Source organism: Pyxidicoccus sp. M6 (assembly GCF_055568925.1).
The window spans coordinates 5115322-5137153 of record NZ_CM145714.1 but is presented as its reverse complement, the minus strand read 5'-3'; the positions used below and the strand labels follow the sequence as shown (position 1 = coordinate 5137153).

The 21832-nt window shown below is 70.8% G+C and carries 20 protein-coding genes; 14 read left to right on the top strand and 6 right to left on the bottom strand.

The features are described from left to right. The first annotated feature begins 3 nt into the window (after positions 1-3). Positions 4-1104, top strand: coding sequence for a D-TA family PLP-dependent enzyme (locus ACVTJA_RS20475; RefSeq protein WP_465838458.1), 1101 nt, complete (start codon positions 4-6; stop codon positions 1102-1104). Between the two features lie 3 nt (positions 1105-1107). Here the strand turns inward: ACVTJA_RS20475 and ACVTJA_RS20470 are convergent, their stop codons facing one another. Beyond that, on the bottom strand, positions 1108-2100 hold the full coding sequence (locus ACVTJA_RS20470; RefSeq protein ID WP_465838456.1) for a hypothetical protein: 993 nt from the start codon (positions 2098-2100) through the stop codon (positions 1108-1110). A gap of 239 nt (positions 2101-2339) precedes the next feature. On the opposite strand from ACVTJA_RS20470, the gene ACVTJA_RS20465 reads away from it, so the two are divergent. The 3 genes from ACVTJA_RS20465 (at position 2340) to ACVTJA_RS20455 (ending at position 5622) form a co-directional block, all read left to right on the top strand. After that, positions 2340-3650 carry a styrene monooxygenase/indole monooxygenase family protein gene (locus ACVTJA_RS20465; protein ID WP_465838454.1) on the top strand — a complete coding sequence of 437 codons (1311 nt, stop codon included), beginning with the start codon at positions 2340-2342 and terminating at the stop codon, positions 3648-3650. 184 nt (positions 3651-3834) lie between these two features. Further along, positions 3835-4794, top strand: a complete 960-nt coding sequence (locus ACVTJA_RS20460) for a ketopantoate reductase family protein (RefSeq protein WP_465838453.1) — start codon at positions 3835-3837, stop codon at positions 4792-4794. 90 nt (positions 4795-4884) lie between these two features. After that, on the top strand, positions 4885-5622 hold the full coding sequence (locus tag ACVTJA_RS20455; protein WP_465838451.1) for a hypothetical protein: 738 nt from the start codon (positions 4885-4887) through the stop codon (positions 5620-5622). Here the strand turns inward: ACVTJA_RS20455 and ACVTJA_RS20450 are convergent. Beyond that, positions 5611-6615 carry an Lnb N-terminal periplasmic domain-containing protein gene (locus tag ACVTJA_RS20450; protein WP_465838449.1) on the bottom strand — a complete coding sequence of 335 codons (1005 nt, stop codon included), beginning with the start codon at positions 6613-6615 and terminating at the stop codon, positions 5611-5613. The two genes, ACVTJA_RS20455 and ACVTJA_RS20450, sit on opposite strands and share 12 nt — an antisense overlap. A 210-nt stretch (positions 6616-6825) precedes the next feature. Here ACVTJA_RS20450 and ACVTJA_RS20445 point away from each other — a divergent pair, with 210 nt between their 5' ends. The 3 genes from ACVTJA_RS20445 (at position 6826) to ACVTJA_RS20435 (ending at position 9164) form a co-directional block, all read left to right on the top strand. Next, positions 6826-7272 (top strand): CHRD domain-containing protein, encoded by a 447-nt coding sequence (locus ACVTJA_RS20445; protein WP_465838447.1) that lies wholly within the window; start codon positions 6826-6828, stop codon positions 7270-7272. A gap of 461 nt (positions 7273-7733) precedes the next feature. Further along, a complete protein-coding gene (gene hppD, locus ACVTJA_RS20440) occupies positions 7734-8804 on the top strand; it encodes a 4-hydroxyphenylpyruvate dioxygenase (protein WP_465838446.1) in 1071 nt (356 codons plus the stop codon). Positions 8805-8939: 135 nt separating this feature from the next. After that, positions 8940-9164 carry an MbtH family protein gene (locus tag ACVTJA_RS20435; protein WP_465838444.1) on the top strand — a complete coding sequence of 75 codons (225 nt, stop codon included), beginning with the start codon at positions 8940-8942 and terminating at the stop codon, positions 9162-9164. Between the two features lie 135 nt (positions 9165-9299). Here ACVTJA_RS20435 and fruA read toward each other — a convergent pair whose 3' ends face one another. Then, positions 9300-9992 (bottom strand): response regulator transcription factor FruA, encoded by a 693-nt coding sequence (fruA, locus tag ACVTJA_RS20430; protein ID WP_206728757.1) that lies wholly within the window; start codon positions 9990-9992, stop codon positions 9300-9302. Between the two features lie 526 nt (positions 9993-10518). Here fruA and ACVTJA_RS20425 point away from each other — a divergent pair. Together ACVTJA_RS20425 and ACVTJA_RS20420 are read left to right on the top strand one after the other, a co-directional pair. Beyond that, positions 10519-11286: an RDD family protein gene (locus ACVTJA_RS20425; RefSeq protein WP_465838442.1), complete on the top strand. Its 768-nt coding sequence runs from the start codon at positions 10519-10521 to the stop codon at positions 11284-11286. A gap of 1 nt (position 11287) precedes the next feature. Further along, on the top strand, positions 11288-12280 hold the full coding sequence (locus ACVTJA_RS20420; protein ID WP_465838440.1) for a stage II sporulation protein M: 993 nt from the start codon (positions 11288-11290) through the stop codon (positions 12278-12280). Here ACVTJA_RS20420 and ACVTJA_RS20415 read toward each other — a convergent pair. Continuing rightward, a complete protein-coding gene (locus tag ACVTJA_RS20415; RefSeq protein WP_465838438.1) occupies positions 12214-12723 on the bottom strand; it encodes a J domain-containing protein in 510 nt (169 codons plus the stop codon). The genes ACVTJA_RS20420 and ACVTJA_RS20415 overlap by 67 nt on opposite strands. A gap of 136 nt (positions 12724-12859) precedes the next feature. Between ACVTJA_RS20415 and ACVTJA_RS20410 the strand changes: the two genes are divergently transcribed. The 5 genes from ACVTJA_RS20410 (at position 12860) to ACVTJA_RS20390 (ending at position 16481) form a co-directional block, all read left to right on the top strand. Beyond that, on the top strand, positions 12860-13462 hold the full coding sequence (locus ACVTJA_RS20410) for a HEAT repeat domain-containing protein (RefSeq protein ID WP_465838436.1): 603 nt from the start codon (positions 12860-12862) through the stop codon (positions 13460-13462). A gap of 115 nt (positions 13463-13577) precedes the next feature. Then, positions 13578-14105, top strand: a complete 528-nt coding sequence (locus ACVTJA_RS20405; RefSeq protein WP_465838435.1) for a DivIVA domain-containing protein — start codon at positions 13578-13580, stop codon at positions 14103-14105. Between the two features lie 3 nt (positions 14106-14108). Then, the gene (locus tag ACVTJA_RS20400) at positions 14109-14408 is read left to right on the top strand and encodes a DUF167 domain-containing protein (RefSeq protein ID WP_465838434.1); all 300 of its coding nucleotides are present in this window, start codon (positions 14109-14111) and stop codon (positions 14406-14408) included. An 11-nt stretch (positions 14409-14419) separates the two neighbouring features. Beyond that, positions 14420-15682, top strand: a complete 1263-nt coding sequence (locus tag ACVTJA_RS20395; RefSeq protein ID WP_465838432.1) for a peptidase MA family metallohydrolase — start codon at positions 14420-14422, stop codon at positions 15680-15682. Positions 15683-15938: 256 nt separating this feature from the next. Then, a complete protein-coding gene (locus tag ACVTJA_RS20390; protein WP_465840464.1) occupies positions 15939-16481 on the top strand; it encodes a hypothetical protein in 543 nt (180 codons plus the stop codon). A 323-nt stretch (positions 16482-16804) separates the two neighbouring features. On the opposite strand, the gene polA is transcribed toward ACVTJA_RS20390, so the two are convergent. Then, positions 16805-19534, bottom strand: a complete 2730-nt coding sequence (polA, locus tag ACVTJA_RS20385; protein WP_465838430.1) for a DNA polymerase I — start codon at positions 19532-19534, stop codon at positions 16805-16807. Between the two features lie 43 nt (positions 19535-19577). Next, complete coding sequence (locus ACVTJA_RS20380) at positions 19578-21827, bottom strand: FHA domain-containing protein (protein WP_465838428.1); 2250 nt, start codon at positions 21825-21827, stop codon at positions 19578-19580. Positions 21828-21832: the final 5 nt, after the last annotated feature.

Sequence of the window (21832 nt, the reverse complement as noted above, 5' to 3'; positions counted from 1 at the left end):
ACCATGCGCGGCATGGACGCCACCGCGCTGGACTCGCTCGTCACCCCCGCCGCCCTCGTGGACCTGGACCGCGTGGAGGCCAACCTCCGGCGCGTGGCCGCGTACGCGCGCGAGCACGGCCTGCGTTGGCGTCCCCACACGAAGACGCACAAGACGGTGGAGCTCACCGCGCTCCAGCTCGAGGCCGGCGCGGTGGGTGTCACGGTGGCCACGCCGCGCGAGGCGGAGGTCATGTCCACCGTCGCAGACGACGTGCTGCTGGCCTACCCGCCGGTGGGCGCCGGCCGGCTCGGGCGCCTCATGGCCCTGCCCCGCCGCGTGCGGCTCACCGTGGCGCTCGACTCGCGCGAGGCACTGGAGGGACTGGGCCGCGCCGCCGACGAAGCGGGCCGCACGGTGGGCGTGCTGGTGGAGGTGGACCTGGGCATGCGCCGCGTGGGCGTGCAGTCTCCCGAGGACGCCGTGGCCCTCGCGCGCGCCGTGGCCTCCGCGCGTGGTGTGGAGTACCGCGGCATCCTCTTCTACCCGGGCCACGTGCGCTCACCGCTGGCCGAGCAGGGCCCCGCGGTGCGCGAGCAGTCCACGCGCCTGGGCGCCCTCGTGGATGCGCTCGGCGCCGCGGGCCTGAGGCCCGACACCGTGAGCGGCGGCTCCACGCCCATGCTGTGGCGCTCACACGAGGTGGCCGGGCTCACGGAGATTCGCCCGGGCATCAACGTGCTCAATGACCGCAACTCCGCCTCGGTGGGCGCGTGCGCGTGGAGCGAGTGCGCGTACTCCGTGCTCGCCACCGTGGTCAGCACCGCCGTGCCCGGGCAGGCCGTCATCGACGCGGGCTCCAAGGCGCTGGCCAAGGAGGAAGGCTTCGCGCCCGAGGGAGGCTACGGCGCCCTGCTGGACAGACCGGAGGTGCTGGTGCGCGGGCTGTCCGAGGAACACGGCCTGCTGGACCTCTCCGCCACCGCGTGGCGCCCGCGCGTGGGCGAGCGCGTGCGCGTGGTGCCCAACCACGTCTGCCCCTCCGTCAACCTGCACGAGCGGCTGCACGTGCTGCGCGCAGGCGCGTTGCACGCCACATGGGCCGTGGCGGCGCGCGGGTGGTGAGCGTCAGCCCAGCCGCTCCAACTCGCGGGTGAGCAGCGTCTCCAAATCCCGGATGTTGCGGTAGACGATGCAGCGGTACGAGGCCACGTCGAAGCGAAGCTCCCGCACGTCGCGCACCAGCATGATGGTGGGCCGTCCCTTGCCCCACGCGTAGCCCACTTCCAGGTACACGTTGGGGTTGGCCATGGACAGGTCGGCGATGACGACCTTCGCCGTGTCGATGCGCTCGCGGATGCGCTGGATGATGGGGCCGTCGAACACGGCCTGGTCCACGCGCTCGCACAACAGGCCCGCCGCCTTCACCGGCCCCTGGATGCCGTAGTGGTACGTGTCCTCCAGCTCCGGCGCGAAGGGCATGGCCACGAAGGCGTGCGGCTTCGCCATGGACACCGTGCCCGCCGTGGCCATGGGCGGCGCCTGGACGAAGGCATTCATCCGCTGCACGCGGAAGCCCCCGCCCTTCAGCGCCGTCACGCCGGGCGTGCCGCTGAGGCCGCGCTCCATCGCCTTGCGCAGCCGGTTGGCGCGCTGCGCGTTCAACTCCACCACCGTGAAGCGCTCCAGCGCCTGCGGCCCGGAGCCGCGCTGGAAGGCCTCGACGAGGCCGCCGACGAAGGCGAGCACCGCCTCGTCCTCGTCGAGCCCGTAGTTGGGCCCGTGCACCGTGCCCGCCACGTGCTTCAGTCCCGAGTGGGACTCCAGCGCCTTCAGCGCGCGCACGGTGAACTGGCGAATCTCGTGGTAGCCGAAGTCCCCCAGCCGCACCGTGCCCACGAAGAGCGCCAGCGGCGAGCCGAGGCTCCCGCGCGTCTCCACGAAGCGGTAATCGCCGGGTTGGACCTCCAGCTGCGATGGCGGCACGCCCACGCCCCGGAGCCGCTCCGCCGCCGCTCCCGCCGCGCCGTAGAGCCGCTGCGCGTACTTGAAGACCACAGCGTCCGCGGAGGTGGCCGCCAGGTCGCCCACTTCCAGCACGATGTCCAGGGACACGCTCATCCCCCCCGACTGTAGGCGCTTCCGCCACGTCTCCCCAACCCGGCTCCAGCTCATCCGCGTAGAGAGGAAATTCGAAGCTCTCCAAAAATTATCAACATTCAAATGTGACCCATTTGAAAGTCTCCATCCGTATTGTGCTATGAGCACCGACCTTCCCGGGAAGTCCGGGTACCCCATGTCCCTGGGGGGGTCCATCCCGACATAGCCACTTCGGCAAGCGGGACGCGGAGGAGAGACACATGGCGAGCATCGGCATCGTTGGCGCCGGCACGGCCGGCCTGCACCTCGGACTGAAGCTGCTGTCCCACGGCATCTCCGTGACGATGTACGCGGAGCAGGACCCGGCGAAGCTGCGCCTGGGCCGGCTGCCGAACACGGTGGCGCACCACTCGCCCACGCGCGCCCGGGAGCGGGAGCTGGGCGTGGACCACTGGGGCGGGCCGCAGGCGGACATGTACCAGGTGAGCATCCACGTGAACGGGCCGCAGTCCTTCGGGATGCGGGGCACCCTGGAGAGCCCGTCGATTTTCGTCGACTACCGCCTGTACCAGCCGAGGCTGGCCGAGGACTTCGTCGCGCGCGGGGGCAAGCTGGAGGTGCGCTCCGTGGACACGGCGGCGCTGGAGACGCTGTCCACGCAGCATGAGCTGGTGGTGGTGGCCACGGGCCGCAACGGGCTGACGGCGCTCTTCCCGCGCATCCCCGAGCTGTCGCCGCACACGAAGCCCCCGCGCCTCTTGTTCGCCGCGCTGCTCAAGGGCGTGCGGATGCAGGACCCGGTTGGGATGCACGCGAACCTGATTCCCGGCCAGGGTGAGATTTTCGAGGCGCAGGTCGTCTCGCGCCACGGCCGCGTTCCGAGCCTCCTCGTGGAGGCACGCCCAGAAGGTGAGCTGGCGGTGCTGAGCACGCAGCGGTACGACGCGGACCCGCGCGCCTTCGAGCTGCTGCTGATGGACCGGCTGCGCCGCTTCGCGCCGGCCACGTACGAGCGCGTGAATCCGGCGGAGTTCGGCCTCCTGGGGCCCATGGACTGGCTGCAGGGTTCCTTCACGCCGATGGTGCGCCGGGGCTGGGCCCCGCTGACAAACGGCCGCTTCGTCATGGCCGTGGGCGACACGCACGTGACGAACGACCCCGTCGCGGGCCAGGGCGCCAACGCGGCGTCGGCGTCCGCGTTCGCCCTGGCGGCGAGCATCGTCGAGGCGCTGGAGTCGGAGCGCCCGTTCGACGAGGGCTTCTGCCGCGCGGCGGAGGAGAAGTCGTGGGCCGCGGCGGCTCCGGCGACGTACTGGAGCAACGCGCTGCTGCAGCCGCCTCCGCCGCACGTGGTGGAGGTGCTCGTGGCCGGCAGCCAGGAGCAGCGCGTGGCGGATGCCATCGCGAATGCGTTCATGATTCCGGAGCACATCCTCGGCGCGTGCGCGAGCCCGGAGAGCGCCGCCGCGTTCCTCGCGAAGCACCGTTCCGCGCCCGCAATCGATGCGATGCCCGCGCCCGAGGCGCTCGCGTGGCAGCAGGCCGCGGCGCCCGCGATTCAAGTGCGCTGAGCATGCCGGACCCCGCACCGCACCCATCACCGGGCATGCGGTGCGCGCGGCGTGCGAGGTGAACAGCGTGCGCTTCGCTCCGCCCCAAGAGCATGGCGCACCAGGCATGCCGGACTTCCGAGCACTCAACGGAAGGCCTCACACGCCCCAGCCGAGAGCGGGGCGCGCCGTTAAGGTGCGCGCCATGCGATTCGCCATCGTCGGTTCAGGTGGAGTGGGCGGCTACTACGGCGCGCGGCTGGTGCACGCCGGCCAGGACGTGACGTTCCTCGCGCGAGGCGCGCACCTGCGTGCCATGAGGGAGCGCGGGCTGAGCATCCGGAGCGCGGAGGGAGACTTCACCGTCCCCGTGCGCGCCGAGGAGGACCCGGCCCGCGTGGGCCCCGTGGACGTCATCGTCCTCGCGGTGAAGAACTACGACGTCCCCTCCGTGCTTCCCACGGTGAAGACGCTGGCCGCCGCGTCGGACCGGCCCGTCCTGGGCGGCACCACCGCCGCCATCCTCACGCTGCAGAACGGCGTGGACAGTCCCGGCGAGGTCGCCGCCGCCGTGGGCGCGGCTCCGGTCATCGGCGGCACCACGTACATCTCCACCGCCATCTCCGAGCCGGGCGTCATCTCCCAGACGGGCACGCTCCACCGCATCATCCTCGGCGAGGTGTTCGGCGACACGTCCCGCGTCTCCGCGCGCGTCCAGACGCTGCGCGACACGCTGTCCGGCGCGGGGCTCAACGTGGAGGCGGTGGCGGATGCACGCAAGCCGCTCTGGGAGAAGCTCGCGTTCCTCGCGCCCATGTCCGGCTTCTGCACCGCGGCCCGCCTTCCCCTGGGCCCGCTCAGGAATGCGGGGCCGTCATTCCGCGAGCAGTTCCAGGAGGCCGCGGCCGAGGTGCTCCGCGTCGCCAACGCCGAGGGCGTGGCCACCACCACCCGCGCCGAGGACGTGGCGGCCTTCATGGAAGGACTCCAGGCCGACATGCGCCCCTCGATGATGGTGGACTTCGAGGCCGGCAAGCCGCTGGAGGTCGAGTACCTCCAGGGCACGGTGGCTCGGCGAGGCCGGACCCGGGGCGTGCCCACGCCGGTGATGAGCACGCTCTATTCCCTGCTGCTGCCGCATGCGGGCGGCTCGCGGAAGGCCTGAGCGTTCTCCATCCAGCAGCCGGCCCGGCGTCCAGCCGGACAGGCACCGGGCCCGCGCAATGGATGGAGGAGATTGGCATATGAACAGGGCATGACCGAGCCGAAGCCGAGCCCCACCTCGAAGAACGACCTGCCGCCCCTGGCGGGCCGCGTGGCCTTTCTCGCCGTCGCCTCCGGTCTCACGCCGCTCATCCCCGTGCCCTTCCTGGACGACTACGCCCTGGGCCAGGTGCGCGAGGGAATGGTCCGGCAGATTCTCGGGGAGCACGGCCTGCCCACGCCGGACAAGGCGGTGCGGGTGCTCGCGGGCTCGCACGTGAGCGGCACGCTGGGCGGCCACCTGATGAGCTTCCTCAAGGGCGTGGTGCTCCTCCCCGCGCAGTGGCTCTTCAAGAAGGTCTTCTTCGTGCTGTGGGTGAAGGACTGCGTGGACATGGCCTCCGCTTCCCTGCACCACGGCTTCCTGCTCACCCATGCGGTGGCGCGCGGACACCTCGACGCGAAGTCGCTGGAGGGCAACGTGCCGGGGAAGGTCTACGACGCCATGGTCGCCGCGTGCGCGGAGGTGGACTCGCGCCCCGTCAACCAAATCCTGCGCCGGCTCTTCGCGAGCAGCCGCGTGCTGATGGCCGAGGCCACCCGCGCCTTCTTCAACCCGAAGAACCGGGGCCCCCGCTCGCCCGACGCGGCGGAGAGCGCCGAGGTGAAGTCCCTGACGGACCGGCTGCTGGCGGAGCTCTGGGAGGAGCGCGGCTACTTCGCCGTCCTCCAGCAGCACTACGACAAGCACTTCGAGGCCGGTACGGCCGCGAGCGGCTCACGGCGTTGACGCGGCGGTGGCGCGCGACTCGCGGATGCGCCGCGAGAAGTCCAGCAGCCCGTTGGCCGCCATCGCCCGCGCGTTGATGAGGTGCCGGGTGCGCACCACCTCCAACGGCGCGTCCTTCTCGATGAGGCCCAGCTCGTACGCGAGCGAATCCGAGTACGCGGGCAGCAGCGTCCGGTGGTCATACGGCACGTCCACCGCGCTCACCTTCTCCACGTGGCGCACGAGGTTGGTGGTGCAGTTGCTGGTGAGCGTGTCGTAGAACTCCGGCTGCCCGTGCAGCGCGTTCATCCGCGCCACCATGTCCATGAAGAAGGCGGTAATGCGCTCCTTCGACGCGTCCGCCGGGTACAGGTACACCTCGTCCTTGCGGTGGTTGGAGCGGAGCTGGATGAGGTCCCGCTCGTCCCCCACCACGTAGATGAGCTCGAACTGGCGGAACAGGCCGCCCAGCGCGGAGTACGTCTCGCCTTTCTCGCGCCGCACCTCCACGGAGAAGACGACGTAGCGCCCGTCCGCGAAGCCGAAGCTCACCATGGTGTGCGCCGCGCCCCAGAAGCCGGAGAACGGCTCCACGATGAACCACGCCCCCGTCAGCTCGCGCGTGTCGTACGTGGCCGTGTACCAGCTCGCGTCCCAGTCGGTGGTGCTCCGGTAGCGGAAGTCGCGCACGTCGTGAATCGTCACGCGCGTGCCGTCCACCTCCGCCCGCGCCGCGCGCGCCAGGTCCGGCGCCCAGTCGCGCTGATTCGACGGCTGCACCGTCCGCACCCAGCCGAAGACGGCAACGCAGCCCACCACCACCACGGCCACCGCCGCCCGCTTCGAGCTCCGCCGCCACACGGCCACGGCCACCCCGCCCAGCACCAGCGCCAGCAGCGCCCTCACGAGGTGCGCCCCTTCCGGCCCCGCGCCCGTCAGGGCCAGGGCGAGCGCAGCCCACGCGGTGCCCAGCAGCAGCACGAGGCCGGTGACGATTCGGGAGAGGAGGCGCATGGCGCGAGTATCCGCGTCCCCAGGCGAACTGTCACCGGCACGCCACAGCCCGACAGATACCGAAGCGGGCCGCGAGGCTTGTTCACTCCCCGTCTGTGCCCCCGCCGCGCGGGCCGATTGGCCTCGCGTGAGGGGCGCGGCAGCGTGCCCCACCCCGCGTCCGGTACCCCGCGCCGGGCCTCGCCGGGACGTGGGGACAGGAGCGTCACGATGCGGAAGCCCATGCTGACACGTCTCGCCATACCGGCCCTGGTGGCCTGCGCCCTGTGGCTCGCCGGGTGTGGCAACACGGAGGCGGAAGCCACTCTCTCGGGAGACCAGGAGGTGCCGCCCACCACGACCGGAGCCACCGGCACCGTCACCGCGGAGCTGGATGGCGATGAATTGAAGGTCGTCGGGACCTTCACCAACCTGAGCAGTGACCTGTTCCCCGTCTCCGGCAGCGCCGCCCACGTGCACAACGCCGCCCGGGGACAGAACGGGCCCATCGTCTTCAACCTGGAGATCACCACCACCGACAACGTCAACGGCATCTTCACCGGGACCAAGACGCTGAACGACGACGAGAAGGACGCGTTCAACGACGGCAACCTCTACGTCAACATCCACACCGTGAACTTCAACGGCGGAGAGATTCGCGGCCAGCTCGAGCCCTGAGCGCGACGCGCACCCTCGACGGGTGAATGCCTTCGGAATCCGGTGCGCCGGATTCCGCGGTGCCGGGGACGCCTTCCGTCCTCCACCTGACACCTCGACACGGAGAGCCGTGGCTCGCGAGCCGCGGTTTCATGAGGTCTCGCGCGCGTGGATTCCGCCCTGAACCGCCCCGTCAGGAGCGCATTCCGGTGCTCTCAATCACGTGACAAATACACCCGTGTGGCGGAACGCGTCATGAGGCGGTAGATCGGCCCGTGCGCGCCCCTCCTCGTAAGTACCCGTGACCTATAGGGTTTCTTGGGGAGCGAGGAATTCTCGGCTTCAAACTTTCCGCCGTAAATGCACGAAGCTCCCGTCAGACCTGCGATTCATGCTAGGGATGTATCACTGCATCCAGTGGCAGAAAGTGCCGCCGCCCCGGAAGACGATGGACGGCCACGCCAACAGGATTGGAGCTTCGAGTGGAATTCACGAGCGTGGATCATGTGGAGCTGTACGTTGGTGACGCGATGCTGTCGGCGTACTTCTTCTGCCACGCGTTGGGCTTCCGGATGGTGGCCCATGCGGCGCCGGAGAGCGGGCTGGAGGGACGCCGTTCCGTCGTGTTGAAGCAGGGCAGCTCGCGAGTCGTCGTCACGTCGGCGCTCGGGTCGACGGGGCCGGTGGCGGAGTACGTGCGGGCGCATGGTGACGGCGTGAAGGACGTGGCCTTCGCCACGCCGGACGCGGCCGGGGCCTTCGCCGAGGCGGTGCGCCGGGGCGCGAAGCCGGTGATGGCGCCCGTCACGTACGAGGGCTCGGGCGGCCGCGTGGTGAAGGCGACCATCGCCGGCCCGGGTGACCTGGTGCACTCGTTCATCCAGCGCGACGGCGCGGCGGGCGGCTTCCTGCCGGACGTCTACCTGCCGCTGGAGACGCCGCCGATGGGCGAGGAGCTCTTCACCGCGCTGGACCACGTGGCGCTGTGCCTGGAGCGCGGCACGCTGCTGCCCGCGGTGGACTTCTACCGGGACGTGCTGGGCTTCGAGCAGACGCACGAGGAGAACGTGCGCACGGAGTACAGCGGGATGAACTCGCGGGTGGTGCAGACCGCCGGCGGACGCATCTGCTTCCCGATGCAGGAGCCGTACACCGGCGTGCGCCGCGGGCAGCTCGAGGACTTCCTCGTGGCGCATGGCGGCTCGGGCGTGCAGCACCTGGCCTTCCTGTCGCCGGACATCACCCACGCGGTGGACGTGCTGAGCCGCGGCGGCATGAAGATTCTGGACGCGCCGCCGGGCTACTACGAGGCGCTGGAGTCGCGGCTCGGCGACCTCGGCGGCTTCCGCCGCGAGGCGCTGCAGGAGCGCAACATCCTCATGGACCGCGACGCGTGGGGACACCTGCTCCAGGTCTTCACCCGCACGCAGCACGCGCGCCGCACGCTCTTCTTCGAGGTCATCCAGCGGCAGGCCGCGCGCGGCTTCGGCGGCGCCAACATCCAGGCCCTCTACGAGGCCAAGGAGCGCGAGGCCCTGCGCGCCGCGAGCTGAGCGCAAGGGCCCCGGAGACCTTCACAGCGGGTGTGATCGGCGGTCGCTGGTGTCCGTGGCGCCGCCGGCCTACCCTGCTTGACGCCTTTTTCGGGGTTGTGAACACAATCCCCCCACTCCCAGGAGTCGAACACCATGGCGGACGAGCGCGAAGACACGACCCTCTACAAGGTCGTCGTGAACCACGAAGAGCAGTACTCCATCTGGCCGGCGGACCGTGAGAACGCGCTCGGCTGGAAGGACGCGGGCAAGCAGGGTCCGAAGGCCGAGTGCCTGGAGTACATCAAGCAGGTCTGGACGGACATGCGCCCCCTGAGCCTCCGCAAGAAGATGGAGGAGCAGGCGCAGCTGAAGAACTGACGAGCGGAAGCAGAAACATCACGCCCCCGGAGCCCGGCTTCGCGCCAGGGCTCGGGGGCGTGGCTTTTTCTGCCTACGACTTCATGAGACTCCCTCTCCTCGCGTGAAGCGCGGAGAGGGTGGGCCGGCCTCCGGTCAGAGGTCCGGCGGCGGGCGGACGCCCAGGTGGCACGCGCGCAGGGCGAGCTGCGTGCGGTTCTCCGCGCCCAGCTTCCGGTAGAGCTGCGTGACGTGGGACTTCACGGTGCGCTCGGCGATTTGGAGATGCGCGGCAATCTTGAGATTGTCCGCGCCTCCCGCCACGTACGCCAACACCTCGCGCTCGCGCTGCGTGAGCGCGAGCAGCACGCTGGCCGTGGGAGACGTCACGGGCGGGTGCTCGAAGTCGTTGCGCAGGAGCTGCACGGGGAACAACCGCTCACCTCGCACGAGCGACTGGATGGCGGAGGCCACGGCCGTGGTGCCGAGCCCCGCGCGGAAGAGGTAGCCGGAGGCGCCCTCGTCGAAGCACTGCGAGATGATTTCGGGTTGGCTCACCGCGGAGAGGAGCAGCATCCGGACCTCCAGGCGACGCTTGCGCGCCTCCCGCAGGAGGTTGATGCCCTCCGTGACGGAGCAGCCGACAGCGGCTTCGCTGTCTCCCTCCACGTCCATCACCGCCACCTGCGGCGGGTCAGTCCCCAGGCCATCGAGGAAGAGGCGCACGTCCCTCGTCACCGAGGATACCTGCACGCCCTCTCCGCGGAGACCCTCGGCGAGCCCCTGCCAGGCCGCCCACGGTCCCTCGAGAATTGATACACGAATCGCTGCTTGATTGGATGTTGCCATGCGAAGGCCCCCCAGCCGCCATGGCGAAAAACTTCTGGAACTACCTGTTGACCACAGCCGACTCCGAAACTCCGGTGCCAGCGGGGAGAAGCCTGAGAAGAACGAGCACGTCCGCTGAATCACTTCGGGGTCGGTCTACCGATACAAGACTCGACTCCTGACTGCTTTCGACTTTCGACTACGTCCAACGTCCTTCCGGGCCACCTCCTCGCGGCCCACTTCATCGTCCTACGGCATGAAACCCTAACACCGGGAAAGCGCAGACGCGAACCAGCCCCGGCGGGAGTGTCTGGTGTGCATGAATCGGAGAGGGATCCAGGGGCTTCCGACGTCGGTTCGTCATCGCTGTCCAACACCAGACAGGTCCTGGCGTTCAGTATGAGATAGCGCCGCCCCCCGGTACCGGGCCCGCCGTTTACCGGTCCACATCCTACAACAACCTGGAATCCAAGTAAACCGAGACATGACGCGCCAGGTCGCCCGCCCGCGAGGGCTGGGGCACAGGCGTGTATGCTGCTGCGCCCACATGCACACCGCCTCGTCACCCCACCTGGACGTCGCCACGCCCGAGCGCGTGGCGCTCACCCTGCCCGTGGCCGGCATCGGCTACCGGTGCCTCGCGTGGCTCGTGGACGCGAGCCTGCTGTTCTTCTTCTGGCTGGTGGCCTACTTCGCCTTCACGCTGGTGGTGTCGGACGTGCTGGGCGCGCTGCAGGCGCTGTCGGGGCTGGCGCGCACGCTGCTGGTGGTGGGGCTCTTCGCCACGCAATGGCTGTACTGGACGGTGGGCGAGGTCTTCTTCCACGGACAGACGGTGGGCAAGCGCGCGCTGGGCATCCGCGTGGTGAGGGCGGACGGCTCGCCGGTGGGCCTCTACGAGAGCGCGGTGCGCAACCTCTGCCGCGCGGTGGACTTCCTGCCCATGATGTACGCCGCCGGCTGCATCTCCATGCTGCTCACGCGCCAGCACCGGCGCCTGGGGGATTTGCTCGCCGGCACGCTGCTGGTGCGTGAGGAGCGCATCGACCTGGACAAGTACACCGCCGCGTCCCCCGCCACTCCCGCCGCCACGGGCGCGGAGGGCGCCACCCGCGCGCTGACGCCGGAGGAGGTGGAGCTGGTGCTGGCCTTCCTGTCGCGCGCGGAGGGCCTGCAGCCGGACGTGCGGCGGCGGATGGGCGAGAAGCTGGTGGACCGGGTGGGCGGACTGTCCGACGACGCGCGGGCCGCGGTGCTCGCGTCCCCGGAGCGCACGGAGGCCTTCCTGCGCGCCCGCGCCCGGGCGGAGGTCTGACGTGGCCCTCCCGCTGCCCGCCTTCGTCGCGAAGCGCCGCCCGGACTGGGACGCGCTCCAGTCACTGCTGGCCCGTCAGAAGTCCGGGGCCCTGAAGCTGGAGGAGCTGCGCACGCTGGACACGCTCTACCGCCGCGCGGCGGCGGACCTGGCGCACACCCAGACGTTCTACCCGGGCACGGACGCGCATCGCTTCCTCAACCAGCTCTGCGGACAGGCCTACGCGGCCATCTACCAGCCGTCGCGCGAGCGCTGGCCCGCGGTGCGCGACTTCTTCCGGCGCGACTTCCCCGTCACCCTGCGCCGCGAGCTGCGCTTCGTGGGCGCCAGCGCCGCGGTGTTCTGCCTGGGGCTGCTGCTGGGCGCGCTGGTGGTGCTGCTGGAGCCGCGCGGCGCGGAGCTGCTGGTGCCCCCAGGCGTGCGTCAGTACGTGGCGCAGGGCCGCATGTGGACGGACGACATCCTCTCGGTGGCGCCGCCCAACTCGGTGGCGTCCGGCATCGCCACCAACAACCTCACCGTCACCATCGTCACCTTCGCCCTGGGCATGCTGGGCGGACTGGGGACGCTCTACATGCTGGTGAACAACGGCGTGCACATCGGCGCCATCAGCGCGCTGTGCGTCCGCGAGGGCATGACGCGAGGCTTCCTGGACTTCATCGCCGCGCACGGCCCGGTGGAGCTGTCCATCATCGTCATCGCCGGGGCCGCGGGCCTCATGGTGGGCCAGGCGCTCATCGACCCGGGCGAGCTGCCACGCGGCCAGGCCCTGGCGCTGCGGGGGCGCGAGGCCGTGAAGCTGGTGCTCGGCTGCGCGCCCTTCCTGGCCTGCATCGGCGTGGTGGAGGGCTACGTGTCCCCGGGCAGCCTCTTCCCCACCTGGGTGAAGGCCGCGCTGGGACTGTCGCTGGGGGCCCTCTTCTGGACCTACCTGCTGCGGGCGGGCAGCTCGGAGGCGGTGCGCACCGGGGCGCCCGAGGCCAGCGCCTCCTGACGCTTGCGCGCGCGGTGGCGGAGAATCTTCTCGTAGGCCGCGTTCAGCTCGCGCATCTTCTCCGTGGAGCCGCCGCGGTCCGGGTGCCGCTCCATGGCCAGCGCGTGGTAGCGCGCGCGCACCGTCTCCTCGGAGTCCAGCGGGGACACGCCGAGCAGCCGGTACGGGTCCTGGTCCTCCAGCGCGTTCAGCCAGCGGTCCAGCCGGTCCTTCACCTCGAGGAAGCGCTCGTCCTGGGCGCCGGTGTCCTTCACCGGGTGGGTGCGCACCTTCGCGTCCGCGCGGAAGACCTCGGAATAGGTGCTGGACACCCAGCGGTGGCACCCGGAACACCGGAAGTACCGCACCCGGCTCCCATTCTGCAGGGTCATCCGGATGCCGCAGTGGGTGCACTCCACCTCGACGTTCTCCAGCGTCTGCCAGTTCGCGACCGCCGCGCTCATCAGCCCTTGCTCCTGTTGCAACACGCCTGTAGCACCGCCAAGGTCCCACGATCGGAGATCGCGTCAAGAAAAACTCTCCCTCGCCGCGCCGGGCCGCCCCTTCCGGCAGGGGGTTTTCGGGGTAGAACGGGGGCCTATGCGTCCCCTGCTCCTCGCCGGACTCCTGCTCGCGGCCACCGCCGCGCGGGCCCAGGCCCCGGCCCGCCCCCGTCCCGCCGCCCCGGCGAAGCCCGCCCCGGCGCGCGAGCAGCCCGCGCCCTCCTCCGAGGCCCCCACCCCGCCTCCGCCGCCCCCGCCCGCCTCCGAGAGCCCCCATGCCACCGGCCCGGAGGACGCCGCCCTGCTGCGCGCCCTGCTGTGGGCCGTGAAGCCGGCGCCGGAGGAGGTCCGGGCGATTGCGATTGAAGACGTGGCGCTGCTGGGGGACTCGCGCGCCCTGGACTCGCTGGCCGCGCTGCTGTGGGACGCCAACCCGCGAATCCAGCAGGCGGCGCTCCGCGCGGTGGCGCTCTTCCAGCACCCGCGCGCGGAGGAAATCCTCGGCAACGTGGTGCGCCACCCGCGCATGCCGGACGCGCTCAAGATTCAGGCCCTCAACGGGCTCATCTTCCAGCGCACCGTCACCGCGCGGCGCACGGTGCAGGACGCGGCGCTGGACGCGCGGCTCACCGCCCCGGTGCAGAATGCCGCGCGCACCGTGGCCTCCCAGTGGGAGCCCCCGCACCCGGCCCCCCACTGACGCCTGCCTGCCCCCCTTCCAGGCGGGCGCGTGTGCACCAGCGGACGTGTTGCCGCCCCGGCCGGCCGGGGCCGTTTCCTGGAGAAGTCACTTCCCTGCGTTAGAATGCGGGGCCATGAAGATCACCCCGCTCGACATCCGGCAGAAGCGGTTCGAAACGGCCCTGCGCGGCTTCTCGCGCCGCGAGGTGGAAGCGCACCTCGAGCTGATCGCCGGCGAGTTCGAGGAGGTGGTGAAGGAGAACATCGCGCTCAAGGAGGAGTTGAAGCGCACGCAGCTCAAGCTCGAGCAGCACCAGGAGCGCGAGCGCACCCTCCAGGAGACGATGGTCACCGCGCAGCGCATCAGCGAGGACCTGAAGGCCGCCGCGAAGAAGGAAGCGGAAATCATCATCGCGGACGCGGAGCACCAGGCGGAGAAGATTGTCCACGGCGCCCACCAGCGGCTGGTGCAGGTGGTGGAGGACATCAACGAGCTGAAGCGTCAGCGCACCCAGTTCGAGTCCCAGGTGCGCTCGGTGCTGGACGCGCACCAGAAGCTGCTGGAGACGTTCAAGGGCCCCTCCTTCGCGGACCGCGACTACGCACGCGTGGAGGACAACGTGGCCTACCTCTCCCAGAAGAAGGCCAACATCGGCGAATAGCCCGTGGCGCCACCCTGGCTGAAGGCCGTGGCGGACGGCGTGGAGCTGGCGGTGCTCGTCCAGCCGCGCGCCTCGCGCACCCGCGTGGTGGGCGAGCACGACGGCCTCCTGAAGGTGCAGCTCGCCGCGCCCCCCGTGGACGGCGAGGCCAACGCGGCCCTGCTGGAGTTCCTCGCGAAGCAGCTCGGCGTGCCCCGCCGGCAGGTGACGCTCATCGCTGGTGACGCATCGCGCCGCAAGCGGGTGAAGGTGGTAGGGGTTGATGCGGCGCGGGTCGAGGCTGTTATGTCTGGGCAAACGTGAGGCCGCCGCACATGCGCCACCTGCTCCTCCTGATTCCGCTGCTGCTGGCCGCACCCCAAGCCCTGGCCCAGGAGCCGGTGGACTTTCACGACGCGCACTCGCGCGACCTGGTGATCAACGACGCCACGCTGGTGCCGCACGAGCGCCCGGCCCTCGTCAGCGGCGAGGTGACGACGAAGCGCTTCCGCATCCTCCACTCGGCTGCGGCCACGGTGGCCGCGAAGGAGCTGGCGGGGCAGATTGAAGGCATCCGCGACAGCTTTGGCGCCATCCTCGGGCGCGACTGGCCGGGCATCACCGAAATCCGCCTGGGCGTGGGCCGCGCGGAGTTCGAGGCCCTGGCGCTACCCGGTGGCAAGCCTCCCGGTTGGGCGGTGGCGCTGGCCTACCCGGCGCATCAAATCATCCTGCTGAACGCACTGAGCCTCCACGAGCCGGACGGGCAGCAGACGCTGCGGCACGAAATGGCGCACGTGGCGCTGGGCCAGCTCGCGAAGGAGTGGCCGCGCTGGTTCCAGGAGGGACTGGCGCAGAACGTCACCGGCGAGCGGTATTCGCTGACGCACTACTCCGCCCTCTTCCGCGCGGTGACGCAGGAGCGCGTCTTCCACTTCGAGGACCTGCACGACGACTGGCCGGACCACCCGTCGGACGTTGAGATTGCATACGCGCAGAGCGCCGCCTTCGTGGCGCACCTGTCCGCGAAGTTCGGCTCGCAGGCCATGGGCGTGCTGGTGGACGGCGTGCGCGAGGGCGAGCCCTTCGAGCAGGCCTTCGGCAAGGCCTTCCGCACGTCACTCCTGGTGGAGGAGACGGACTGGCGCGAGGGGCTGGCGGCGCGCTACGGCTGGCTGCCCCTCACCACCAGCTCCGCCCTGCTGTGGCTGGCGGCCTCCGCGCTGTGCGTCGCCGCGTACGTGCGCAGGCGCCAGCAGAAGGAGGCGCGCCTGGCGGAGATGGCTGCCCAGGACGCCGCGGAGGATGCCGCGCTGCGGGTGCTGGCGGCGCGAGCCTCTGCGCTCCAGGGCGGGCTCCCCGGCCAGGACGCCACCAGCCCCGCACCGAGCCTGACCTGGCCCGAATGGCCCGCCGGTACCGGTACCGCCTCCAGCGAGCCGGACGCGATGGAGTCACACGACACACAGGAGGCCGTCAGCGGCCCCCACGAGCTGCCCCTGGTGGGCGACGAGTCGGCGGCCGAGGCGCCCGAGGAGACCTCCGGCGAGTCCGAGGTCCCCACGGCGCCCCGCCCCCCGAAGCCCACCCTGCACTGAGAAGAGCCGCGGGCCGTCCGCCGCCGCGCTTCCCGATGGGCCCTACTCCCCAAGCCCGTGAGCACCTACGCGGGCGCTCCCCTCATGGGGCCGGGCCCCTCATGTCTTTCTGACACCCCTACAGTCAGGCTCCCGGAAGAATTTACCTGCTGCATGCTCCTCTGCCTGCCCTGGGGGTACGGCCAAGCGGCTGATTTCCCTCGGAAATGGTGTCCTCGGGGCCTTGGCAACCGACTTGCTATTGCCTTCCGTCGCGATGCGGAAGGCACTGGACATGAACGAGCGGGGACGTAAGGCGGCGGTGCTGGCGCGGTTCTTCCGCCAGCAGCCGGATCGCATCGCGGCGCTGTGGCGCCGGATGCGGCTGGCCACGCATGAGGCGGACAATCCGGCGGCCCCGCTCGGACAGTTGGACGGGCTGGTGGAGCCCTTCATCCGCGAGGTGGGGCGGACACTGGAGGGCGAGGAGTCCAGCCCCTGGAGCCGCACGCGGGCGGTGCTGCGCCTGTCGCCGGAGCGCGGCGCGCGCGCCCTGTACGAGGAATTCGCGGCGCTGCGGCGCTGCCTGGTGGACGCCGCGGAGGTGCTGGGCGGCGGGGACTGGGAGCGCGAGCGCATCAACCGCGCGGTGGACGAGGCGGTGGACTCGGCGGTGGCCTTGCTGCAGCGGCTCAAGGATCCGCGCGCGGACGGCCCCCGGGTGAGCTTTGGAGGTCTGGTGGTCGAGTACTTCGAGCGGCCGTCGCGAGTGAAACGCACGACGCCGGACGCGAAGGACGGTCGTCCGGCGATGCACTGAGGAAGGGGTTGGTCGGGTTTGCCGACCCGTCCGGCTTGACGCGCCCATATTGGGGAGTGTCCGAGGCCGGCGGGAGGGAGCGTGCCGTGGGTGGGGGCCCGTGGCGCGCCTTTGGGGAGCGTGTTCCCACTGGGGAGTGGTGAGCGCGCATCGCGAGCCGCTGGCAAGACGCGCGGATGGGGGTCCGCGCGACTCGCCGGTCGGACGGGTCGGCACTTTTTGTGGGGGTGCTGGAGCTTCGGGTGGGGTGCAGGGACGCGGGAGGGGCGCCTACGGGGGTGGGCGCTCCTCCCGCACTTCTTTGCGGCCCCGCGCCCCGCGCGTCAGTGCGCGTCCGCCCAGCTCCGGCCCGCGCCCACGTCCACCTTGAGCGGCACCTTCAGCGACGCCACCGAGGACATGCCCTTCACCGCCAGGGCCTTCACCCGCTCCACCTCGGCGTCCGGCGCCTCGAAGAGCAATTCGTCATGCACCTGCAACAGCATGACGGTCTTCAGCCCCTCGGTCTTCAGCGCCGCGTCCACCGCGAGCATTGCCTTCTTGATGAGGTCCGCGGCGGTGCCCTGAATCGGCATGTTGATGGCGGCGCGCTCGGCGGCCTGCGCCACGCCGCGGTTCTTCGAGCTCAGGTCCGGCATGTACCGGCGGCGCCCGTAGAGCGTCTCCACGTAGCCCGTCTTGCGCGCCGTATCCACCGTCTCGCGCAGGTAGCGGTAGATGCCGGCGTAGCGGGCGAAGTAGCGCTCGATGATGTCGCGCGCCTCTTCCTGCGGGATGCCGAGGCGCGCGGACAGGCCGTGCGGAGACAGGCCGTAGGCGATGCCGAAGTTCACCATCTTCGCGCGCCGCCGCTGCTCGCGGTCCACCTGCTCCGGCTTCACGCCGAAGACCTCCGCCGCGGTGCGGGTGTGGATGTCCTCGTCGTGGTTGAAGGCGTCGATGAGCACCGGGTCCTCGGCGATGTGCGCGAGCAGCCGCAGCTCCACCTGGCTGTAGTCCGCGCTGACCAGCTGGTGCCCTTCCGCGGCCACGAAGGCGCGGCGGATTTCGCGGCCCAGCTCGGTGCGCACGGGGATGTTCTGGAGGTTGGGGTCCGTGGACGACAGGCGCCCCGTCGCGGTGGCCGCCTGGTGGTAGGTGGTGTGGATGCGCCCGTCGGCCGCCACCAGCGTGGGCAGCGTGTCCAGGTACGTGCTCTTCAGCTTGGACAGGCTGCGGTACTCGATGATGGCGCCCGGCAGCGGGTGCTCCTCGGAGAGCTTCTCCAGCACCTCCATGTCCGCGGACGGGCCCGTCTTGCCCTTCTTGATGATGGGCAGCCCCAGGCCCTGCGGCTGCGGCGAGAAGAGCACCTCCACGAGCTGCGGGTTGGAGCCGATGTTGAACTCGCGCCCGGCGTGTTTGTAGACCTCCTTCACCTGCGCGTCGACGGCCGCGTCCACCTTCACGGAGATGCGAGACAGCTCGGCGGTGTCCAGCTTCACGCCCCGCCGCTCCATCTCCGCGAGGATGGGCAGCAGCGGCAACTCCATGTCGCGCGCCAGCGCCGCCAGCCCCGCCGTCTCCAACTCCTTCCACAGCTCCGGCGCCAGGCGCCGCGCGGCCTCCGCGCGCAAGGCGAAGCTGGAGGCCACCTCCTCCACCGTGTGGTCCGCCAGCGCCTTGTCCTTCTTGCCCCGCTTCCCCTCCGCCGCGGGAGGCAGCGCGGGAAGCTCCGTCTGCAGGCGCTCGCGCGTCAGGTCCGCCAGCGCGTGCTCGCGGCGCGACGGGTTGAGCAGGTAGCTGAGCAGCTCCACGTCGTCGTGCCCGCCGCGCAGGGCCATGCCGTCATTGGCCAGCACCAGGGTGAGGGCCTTGAGGTCGTGCCCGCCCTTCTTCACCGCCCCATCCTCCAGCACGGCCTTGAACGCGGCCGTGAAGGACTCCGGCTTCACCTGCGTGACGCCGAGCACGCCATGGCGCAGCGGCACGTAGTACGTGCTCGCGTCCGGCAGCGCGACGCCCAGACCCACCAGCTTCGCGGCGAAGGGCAGGCCCTCGTACGCGGGGATGAGGCTGACGGAGCCCGCCGCGCGCACCGCGTCCGCCAGCGCCTTCAGCTCCGCGTCGGTGCCCACCAGCTTGTGCGCGGCGGCCAGCGGCGCGGGCTTCTCCTTCGGCGCGGCCTCCGGCAGCCCCTGCTGCGGCAGTTCCTTGAGGAGCGCGTAGAACTCCAGCTCGGTGAAGAGCTCGCGGGCCTTCGCCGTGTCCACCGGCTTGCGCGCCAGGTCCACCACCTTCACGTCCAGCGGCAGGTCCGTCTTGAAGGTGACGAGCTGCTTGGCGCGCAGCAGGCTCTCGCGGTGCGCGGCGATGGCGTCGCGAATCTTCGGCTTCTTCACCTCGTCCAGCCGGGACAGCAGCGTCTCCACGTCGCCGAACTGCTGGATGAGCTCCGTGGCCGTCTTCGGGCCGATGCCCGGCACCTTGGCGACGTTGTCCACCGCGTCGCCGATGAGGGCCAGGTAGTCCCGCATCTGCCGGGGCTCGATTCCGAGCTTCGCCTTCACCTCGTCCGGCCCGGTGTGCGTCTCCTTCATCGGGTCGAACAGGCGCACGTCCGGCTCGACAATCTGCACGAAGTCCTTGTCGCCGGTGACGACCTGCACGCAGAAGCCCTCGGCCTTGGCCTTCTGCGCCAGCGTGCCGATGACGTCGTCCGCCTCCCAGCCGGCCATCTCCAGCACGGGCAGGTTGAGCGCCTCCACCACGCGGCGGATGAGGCCGAACTGCGGCACGAGGTCCTCGGGCGGGCCCTCGCGGTTGGCCTTGTAGTTGGGGTCAATCTTCTGCCGCTCCGTGCGGCTCTCCTTGTCGAAGGCGAGCGCCACGTGCGTGGGGTTCAGCTCCCGCAGCCCCTTGAGCACCATGCGCGTGAAGCCCAGCACTGCGTTGGTGGGCACGCCCTTGCTCGTCGTGAGGGGCGGAATCGCGTGGTAGGCGCGGAAGATGAAGCCGGACGCGTCGATGAGGACCAGGGTGGGCGCGGAGCGCGAGGGGCTGGTGTCGGCCATGGCCCCGTCCCTAGCGCGCCCGTCCGCCCCTGTCCATGTCGCGTCAGGGGCAGCCCAGCTCCTTCTTCTTCTCCGCGACCTTCTCCTCCATCCCGTCGCCCTTGACGGCGTAGTCCAGCACGGCCGCGAGGTCCGGGCAGCCGCCGGCCTCCCGCATGGCATCTGCGGCGAGGCCCGAGCAGAAGGCCGCCGCCTTGTTCAGGTCCGGATTGCCCGCGTAGAAGCTGAAGCCCAGCTTCCAGATTCTGCACGCGCGGCGCCGGTCCTGGCGGTCCGCCCACTCCCTACCCCGCTGGTAGGACTTCTCCGCCATGTCCTGGAGGATGTTGCGCCGGTAGAAGGACGGCTTGGACTCGGCCAGCTCCAGCATCAGCTCCTTGTCCACCTGCAGCGCCTCGCGGAAGGGCTCGGCGGCCTTCTCCGGGTCGTCCCCGGCGAGGAACGTCTCGCCGTTCTTGAAGAGCTGGTCCACCGTGGACATGACGCGAATCAGCTCGTCCGTCTGGGCGTGGAACTGCGAGGCCTCGTAGTTGGAGCGCACCTTCTGCAGGGTGGCCAGCGCCTCGCTGCCGCGGCCGGCCCAGTAGTCCATCATCGCCGCCTGCATCAGCTTGTTGGTGAAGCGCTTCTTCACCGCCGCGTCCACGATGGAGCGCGGGTCGGTGGCGGCCTCGTCCGAGCCGATGATTTCCGTCACCGGGCACACCCACGGCGCCGCGTTGGGGTCCAGCTTGTAGCGCGCGACGAGGAAGCGCACGAAGAGCGAGTCCTTCGGCCGCCACTCGTTGCGGCGCAGCCGGCCCTCCAGCCGCAGCGAGTAGCCCAGTGGCGGCTGCAGGTCCTCCCTGGCCTGGCTCTGGCACCAGACGGCCATGTACTGGTCGCAGCGCGGCACCGCGGCGCTCCACTGCGAGTTGCCCAGGTAGCGCTTGCAGTCGTCCAGCGCCCGCTTCGTCACCTGCTCGGCCGCCTCGCGCGCCTTCGTCTTGCCGCGGCGGAAGTACTCGCTCTCCTTCGGAATCTTGCTGAAGGACTCGAGCGCCTCCTCCGGCTTGAGGCGCGTGAGCGCCTTCTCGCCCGCGGAGAAGGCCTCGAAGGCCTCCTTCTCCAGCCGGATGCGCCGGATGAGGGTGTTGGCCTCGGGGTGGATGGGGTCCAGGTCCAACGCCTTCGTGCACGACTCCTCGGCGCGGGCCCAGTTGGGCGAGCCCAGCTCGTTGGACGCGTAGGAGCGGCACTCGCTGAGCAGCTCCTGGATCTGCTCCGCGGGGTCCGCCGCGGCGCTCGCGGGGTTCTGCACCGTGTCGACCGGCGCCGGGCCCGGCATGGCCACCTTCACCAACGCCGCCACCACCAGCAGGCCCACCACGCCGGCGGCCACCACCACCAGCTTCTTGCGGCCCGCAGGCGCGCCTTCCGTCATCTCCGCTGGTGCCGCGGCCCCACCGCGCCGCGTGGGGATGGGCCCGCCGCCCCGCCGCGTCGGCGCGGCCAGGGCCACTTCCTCGGCCTCGAAGGACAGCTCCACCACGCCGAACTGGAGCTGGTCCCCCGGCTGCAACTCCACGGGCTCCTGGCCCAGCGGCTCGCCGTTGAGCAACGTCCCATTGGCGCTGCCCAAATCCCTCACCGTCACGCCGGACGCCGTCGCCTCCAGCTCCGCGTGACGCCGGCTGACCGAGTCATCCTCCAGCAGCACCAGCGCCGGAGGCTGCCGCCCCACCAGCACCTTGCCCTTGAGCGGATACGTCCGCCCCGCCCACGGCCCCACCAGCCCCTTCAGCATGGGCCCCGCGCCGCCACCACCGCCCGCTTCCGGCGGAGCACCGGCCGGCTTCGCGGGCCTCGCGGGCCGCTTCGGCGGAGGCGCTCCGGGCGGGGGCCGCTTGATGCTCGGCAACGCCCGGGTGGCGCGCGCGCCGCTGCCCTCCGCGCCCACCGGCATCTCCTCGACGGGAGGCGGCGCGGACTTCGCGGCGCGGCGCGGGCCGGAGCGCGACGGAGCGGCCGCGGCCTTGAGGCGCAGCGTGTAGTCGCCGAGCACCACCTCGGACTGCGGCGTGAGCGGCGTGGCGTCACCAATGCGCTCGCCGTCCACGAAGGTGCCGTTGGCGCTGCCCGTGTCCTCGATGAAGACGGTGCCGCCGTCCTCGTAGACCTTGGCGTGCGTGCGCGACACACCGCCCTCGGTGAGGACGATGTCATTGGTCGCCAGACGGCCCAGCTTCAGCTCGCCCGTGACTTCGTATTCGTTCTCGGAGCCGTCGGGGAGACGGACGACCAGGGTGGGCATGACGC

Excerpts from the sequence above, each read along its gene's own strand:
- ACVTJA_RS20435 (WP_465838444.1), top strand. The coding sequence starts at position 8,940 with ATGGCGGACGAGCGCGAAGACACGACCCTCTACAAGGTCGTCGTGAAC.
- ACVTJA_RS20455 (WP_465838451.1), top strand. The coding sequence starts at position 4,885 with ATGACCGAGCCGAAGCCGAGCCCCACCTCGAAGAACGACCTGCCGCCC.
- ACVTJA_RS20425 (WP_465838442.1), top strand. The coding sequence starts at position 10,519 with ATGCACACCGCCTCGTCACCCCACCTGGACGTCGCCACGCCCGAGCGC.
- fruA (WP_206728757.1), bottom strand. The coding sequence starts at position 9,992 with ATGGCAACATCCAATCAAGCAGCGATTCGTGTATCAATTCTCGAGGGA.
- ACVTJA_RS20415 (WP_465838438.1), bottom strand. The coding sequence starts at position 12,723 with ATGAGCGCGGCGGTCGCGAACTGGCAGACGCTGGAGAACGTCGAGGTG.
- ACVTJA_RS20460 (WP_465838453.1), top strand. The coding sequence starts at position 3,835 with ATGCGATTCGCCATCGTCGGTTCAGGTGGAGTGGGCGGCTACTACGGC.
- ACVTJA_RS20465 (WP_465838454.1), top strand. The coding sequence starts at position 2,340 with ATGGCGAGCATCGGCATCGTTGGCGCCGGCACGGCCGGCCTGCACCTC.
- ACVTJA_RS20380 (WP_465838428.1), bottom strand. The coding sequence starts at position 21,827 with ATGCCCACCCTGGTCGTCCGTCTCCCCGACGGCTCCGAGAACGAATAC.
- ACVTJA_RS20450 (WP_465838449.1), bottom strand. The coding sequence starts at position 6,615 with ATGCGCCTCCTCTCCCGAATCGTCACCGGCCTCGTGCTGCTGCTGGGC.
- ACVTJA_RS20410 (WP_465838436.1), top strand. The coding sequence starts at position 12,860 with ATGCGTCCCCTGCTCCTCGCCGGACTCCTGCTCGCGGCCACCGCCGCG.
- ACVTJA_RS20470 (WP_465838456.1), bottom strand. The coding sequence starts at position 2,100 with ATGAGCGTGTCCCTGGACATCGTGCTGGAAGTGGGCGACCTGGCGGCC.
- polA (WP_465838430.1), bottom strand. The coding sequence starts at position 19,534 with ATGGCCGACACCAGCCCCTCGCGCTCCGCGCCCACCCTGGTCCTCATC.
- ACVTJA_RS20445 (WP_465838447.1), top strand. The coding sequence starts at position 6,826 with ATGCGGAAGCCCATGCTGACACGTCTCGCCATACCGGCCCTGGTGGCC.
- ACVTJA_RS20395 (WP_465838432.1), top strand. The coding sequence starts at position 14,420 with ATGCGCCACCTGCTCCTCCTGATTCCGCTGCTGCTGGCCGCACCCCAA.
- ACVTJA_RS20405 (WP_465838435.1), top strand. The coding sequence starts at position 13,578 with ATGAAGATCACCCCGCTCGACATCCGGCAGAAGCGGTTCGAAACGGCC.
- ACVTJA_RS20475 (WP_465838458.1), top strand. The coding sequence starts at position 4 with ATGCGCGGCATGGACGCCACCGCGCTGGACTCGCTCGTCACCCCCGCC.
- ACVTJA_RS20390 (WP_465840464.1), top strand. The coding sequence starts at position 15,939 with ATGCGGAAGGCACTGGACATGAACGAGCGGGGACGTAAGGCGGCGGTG.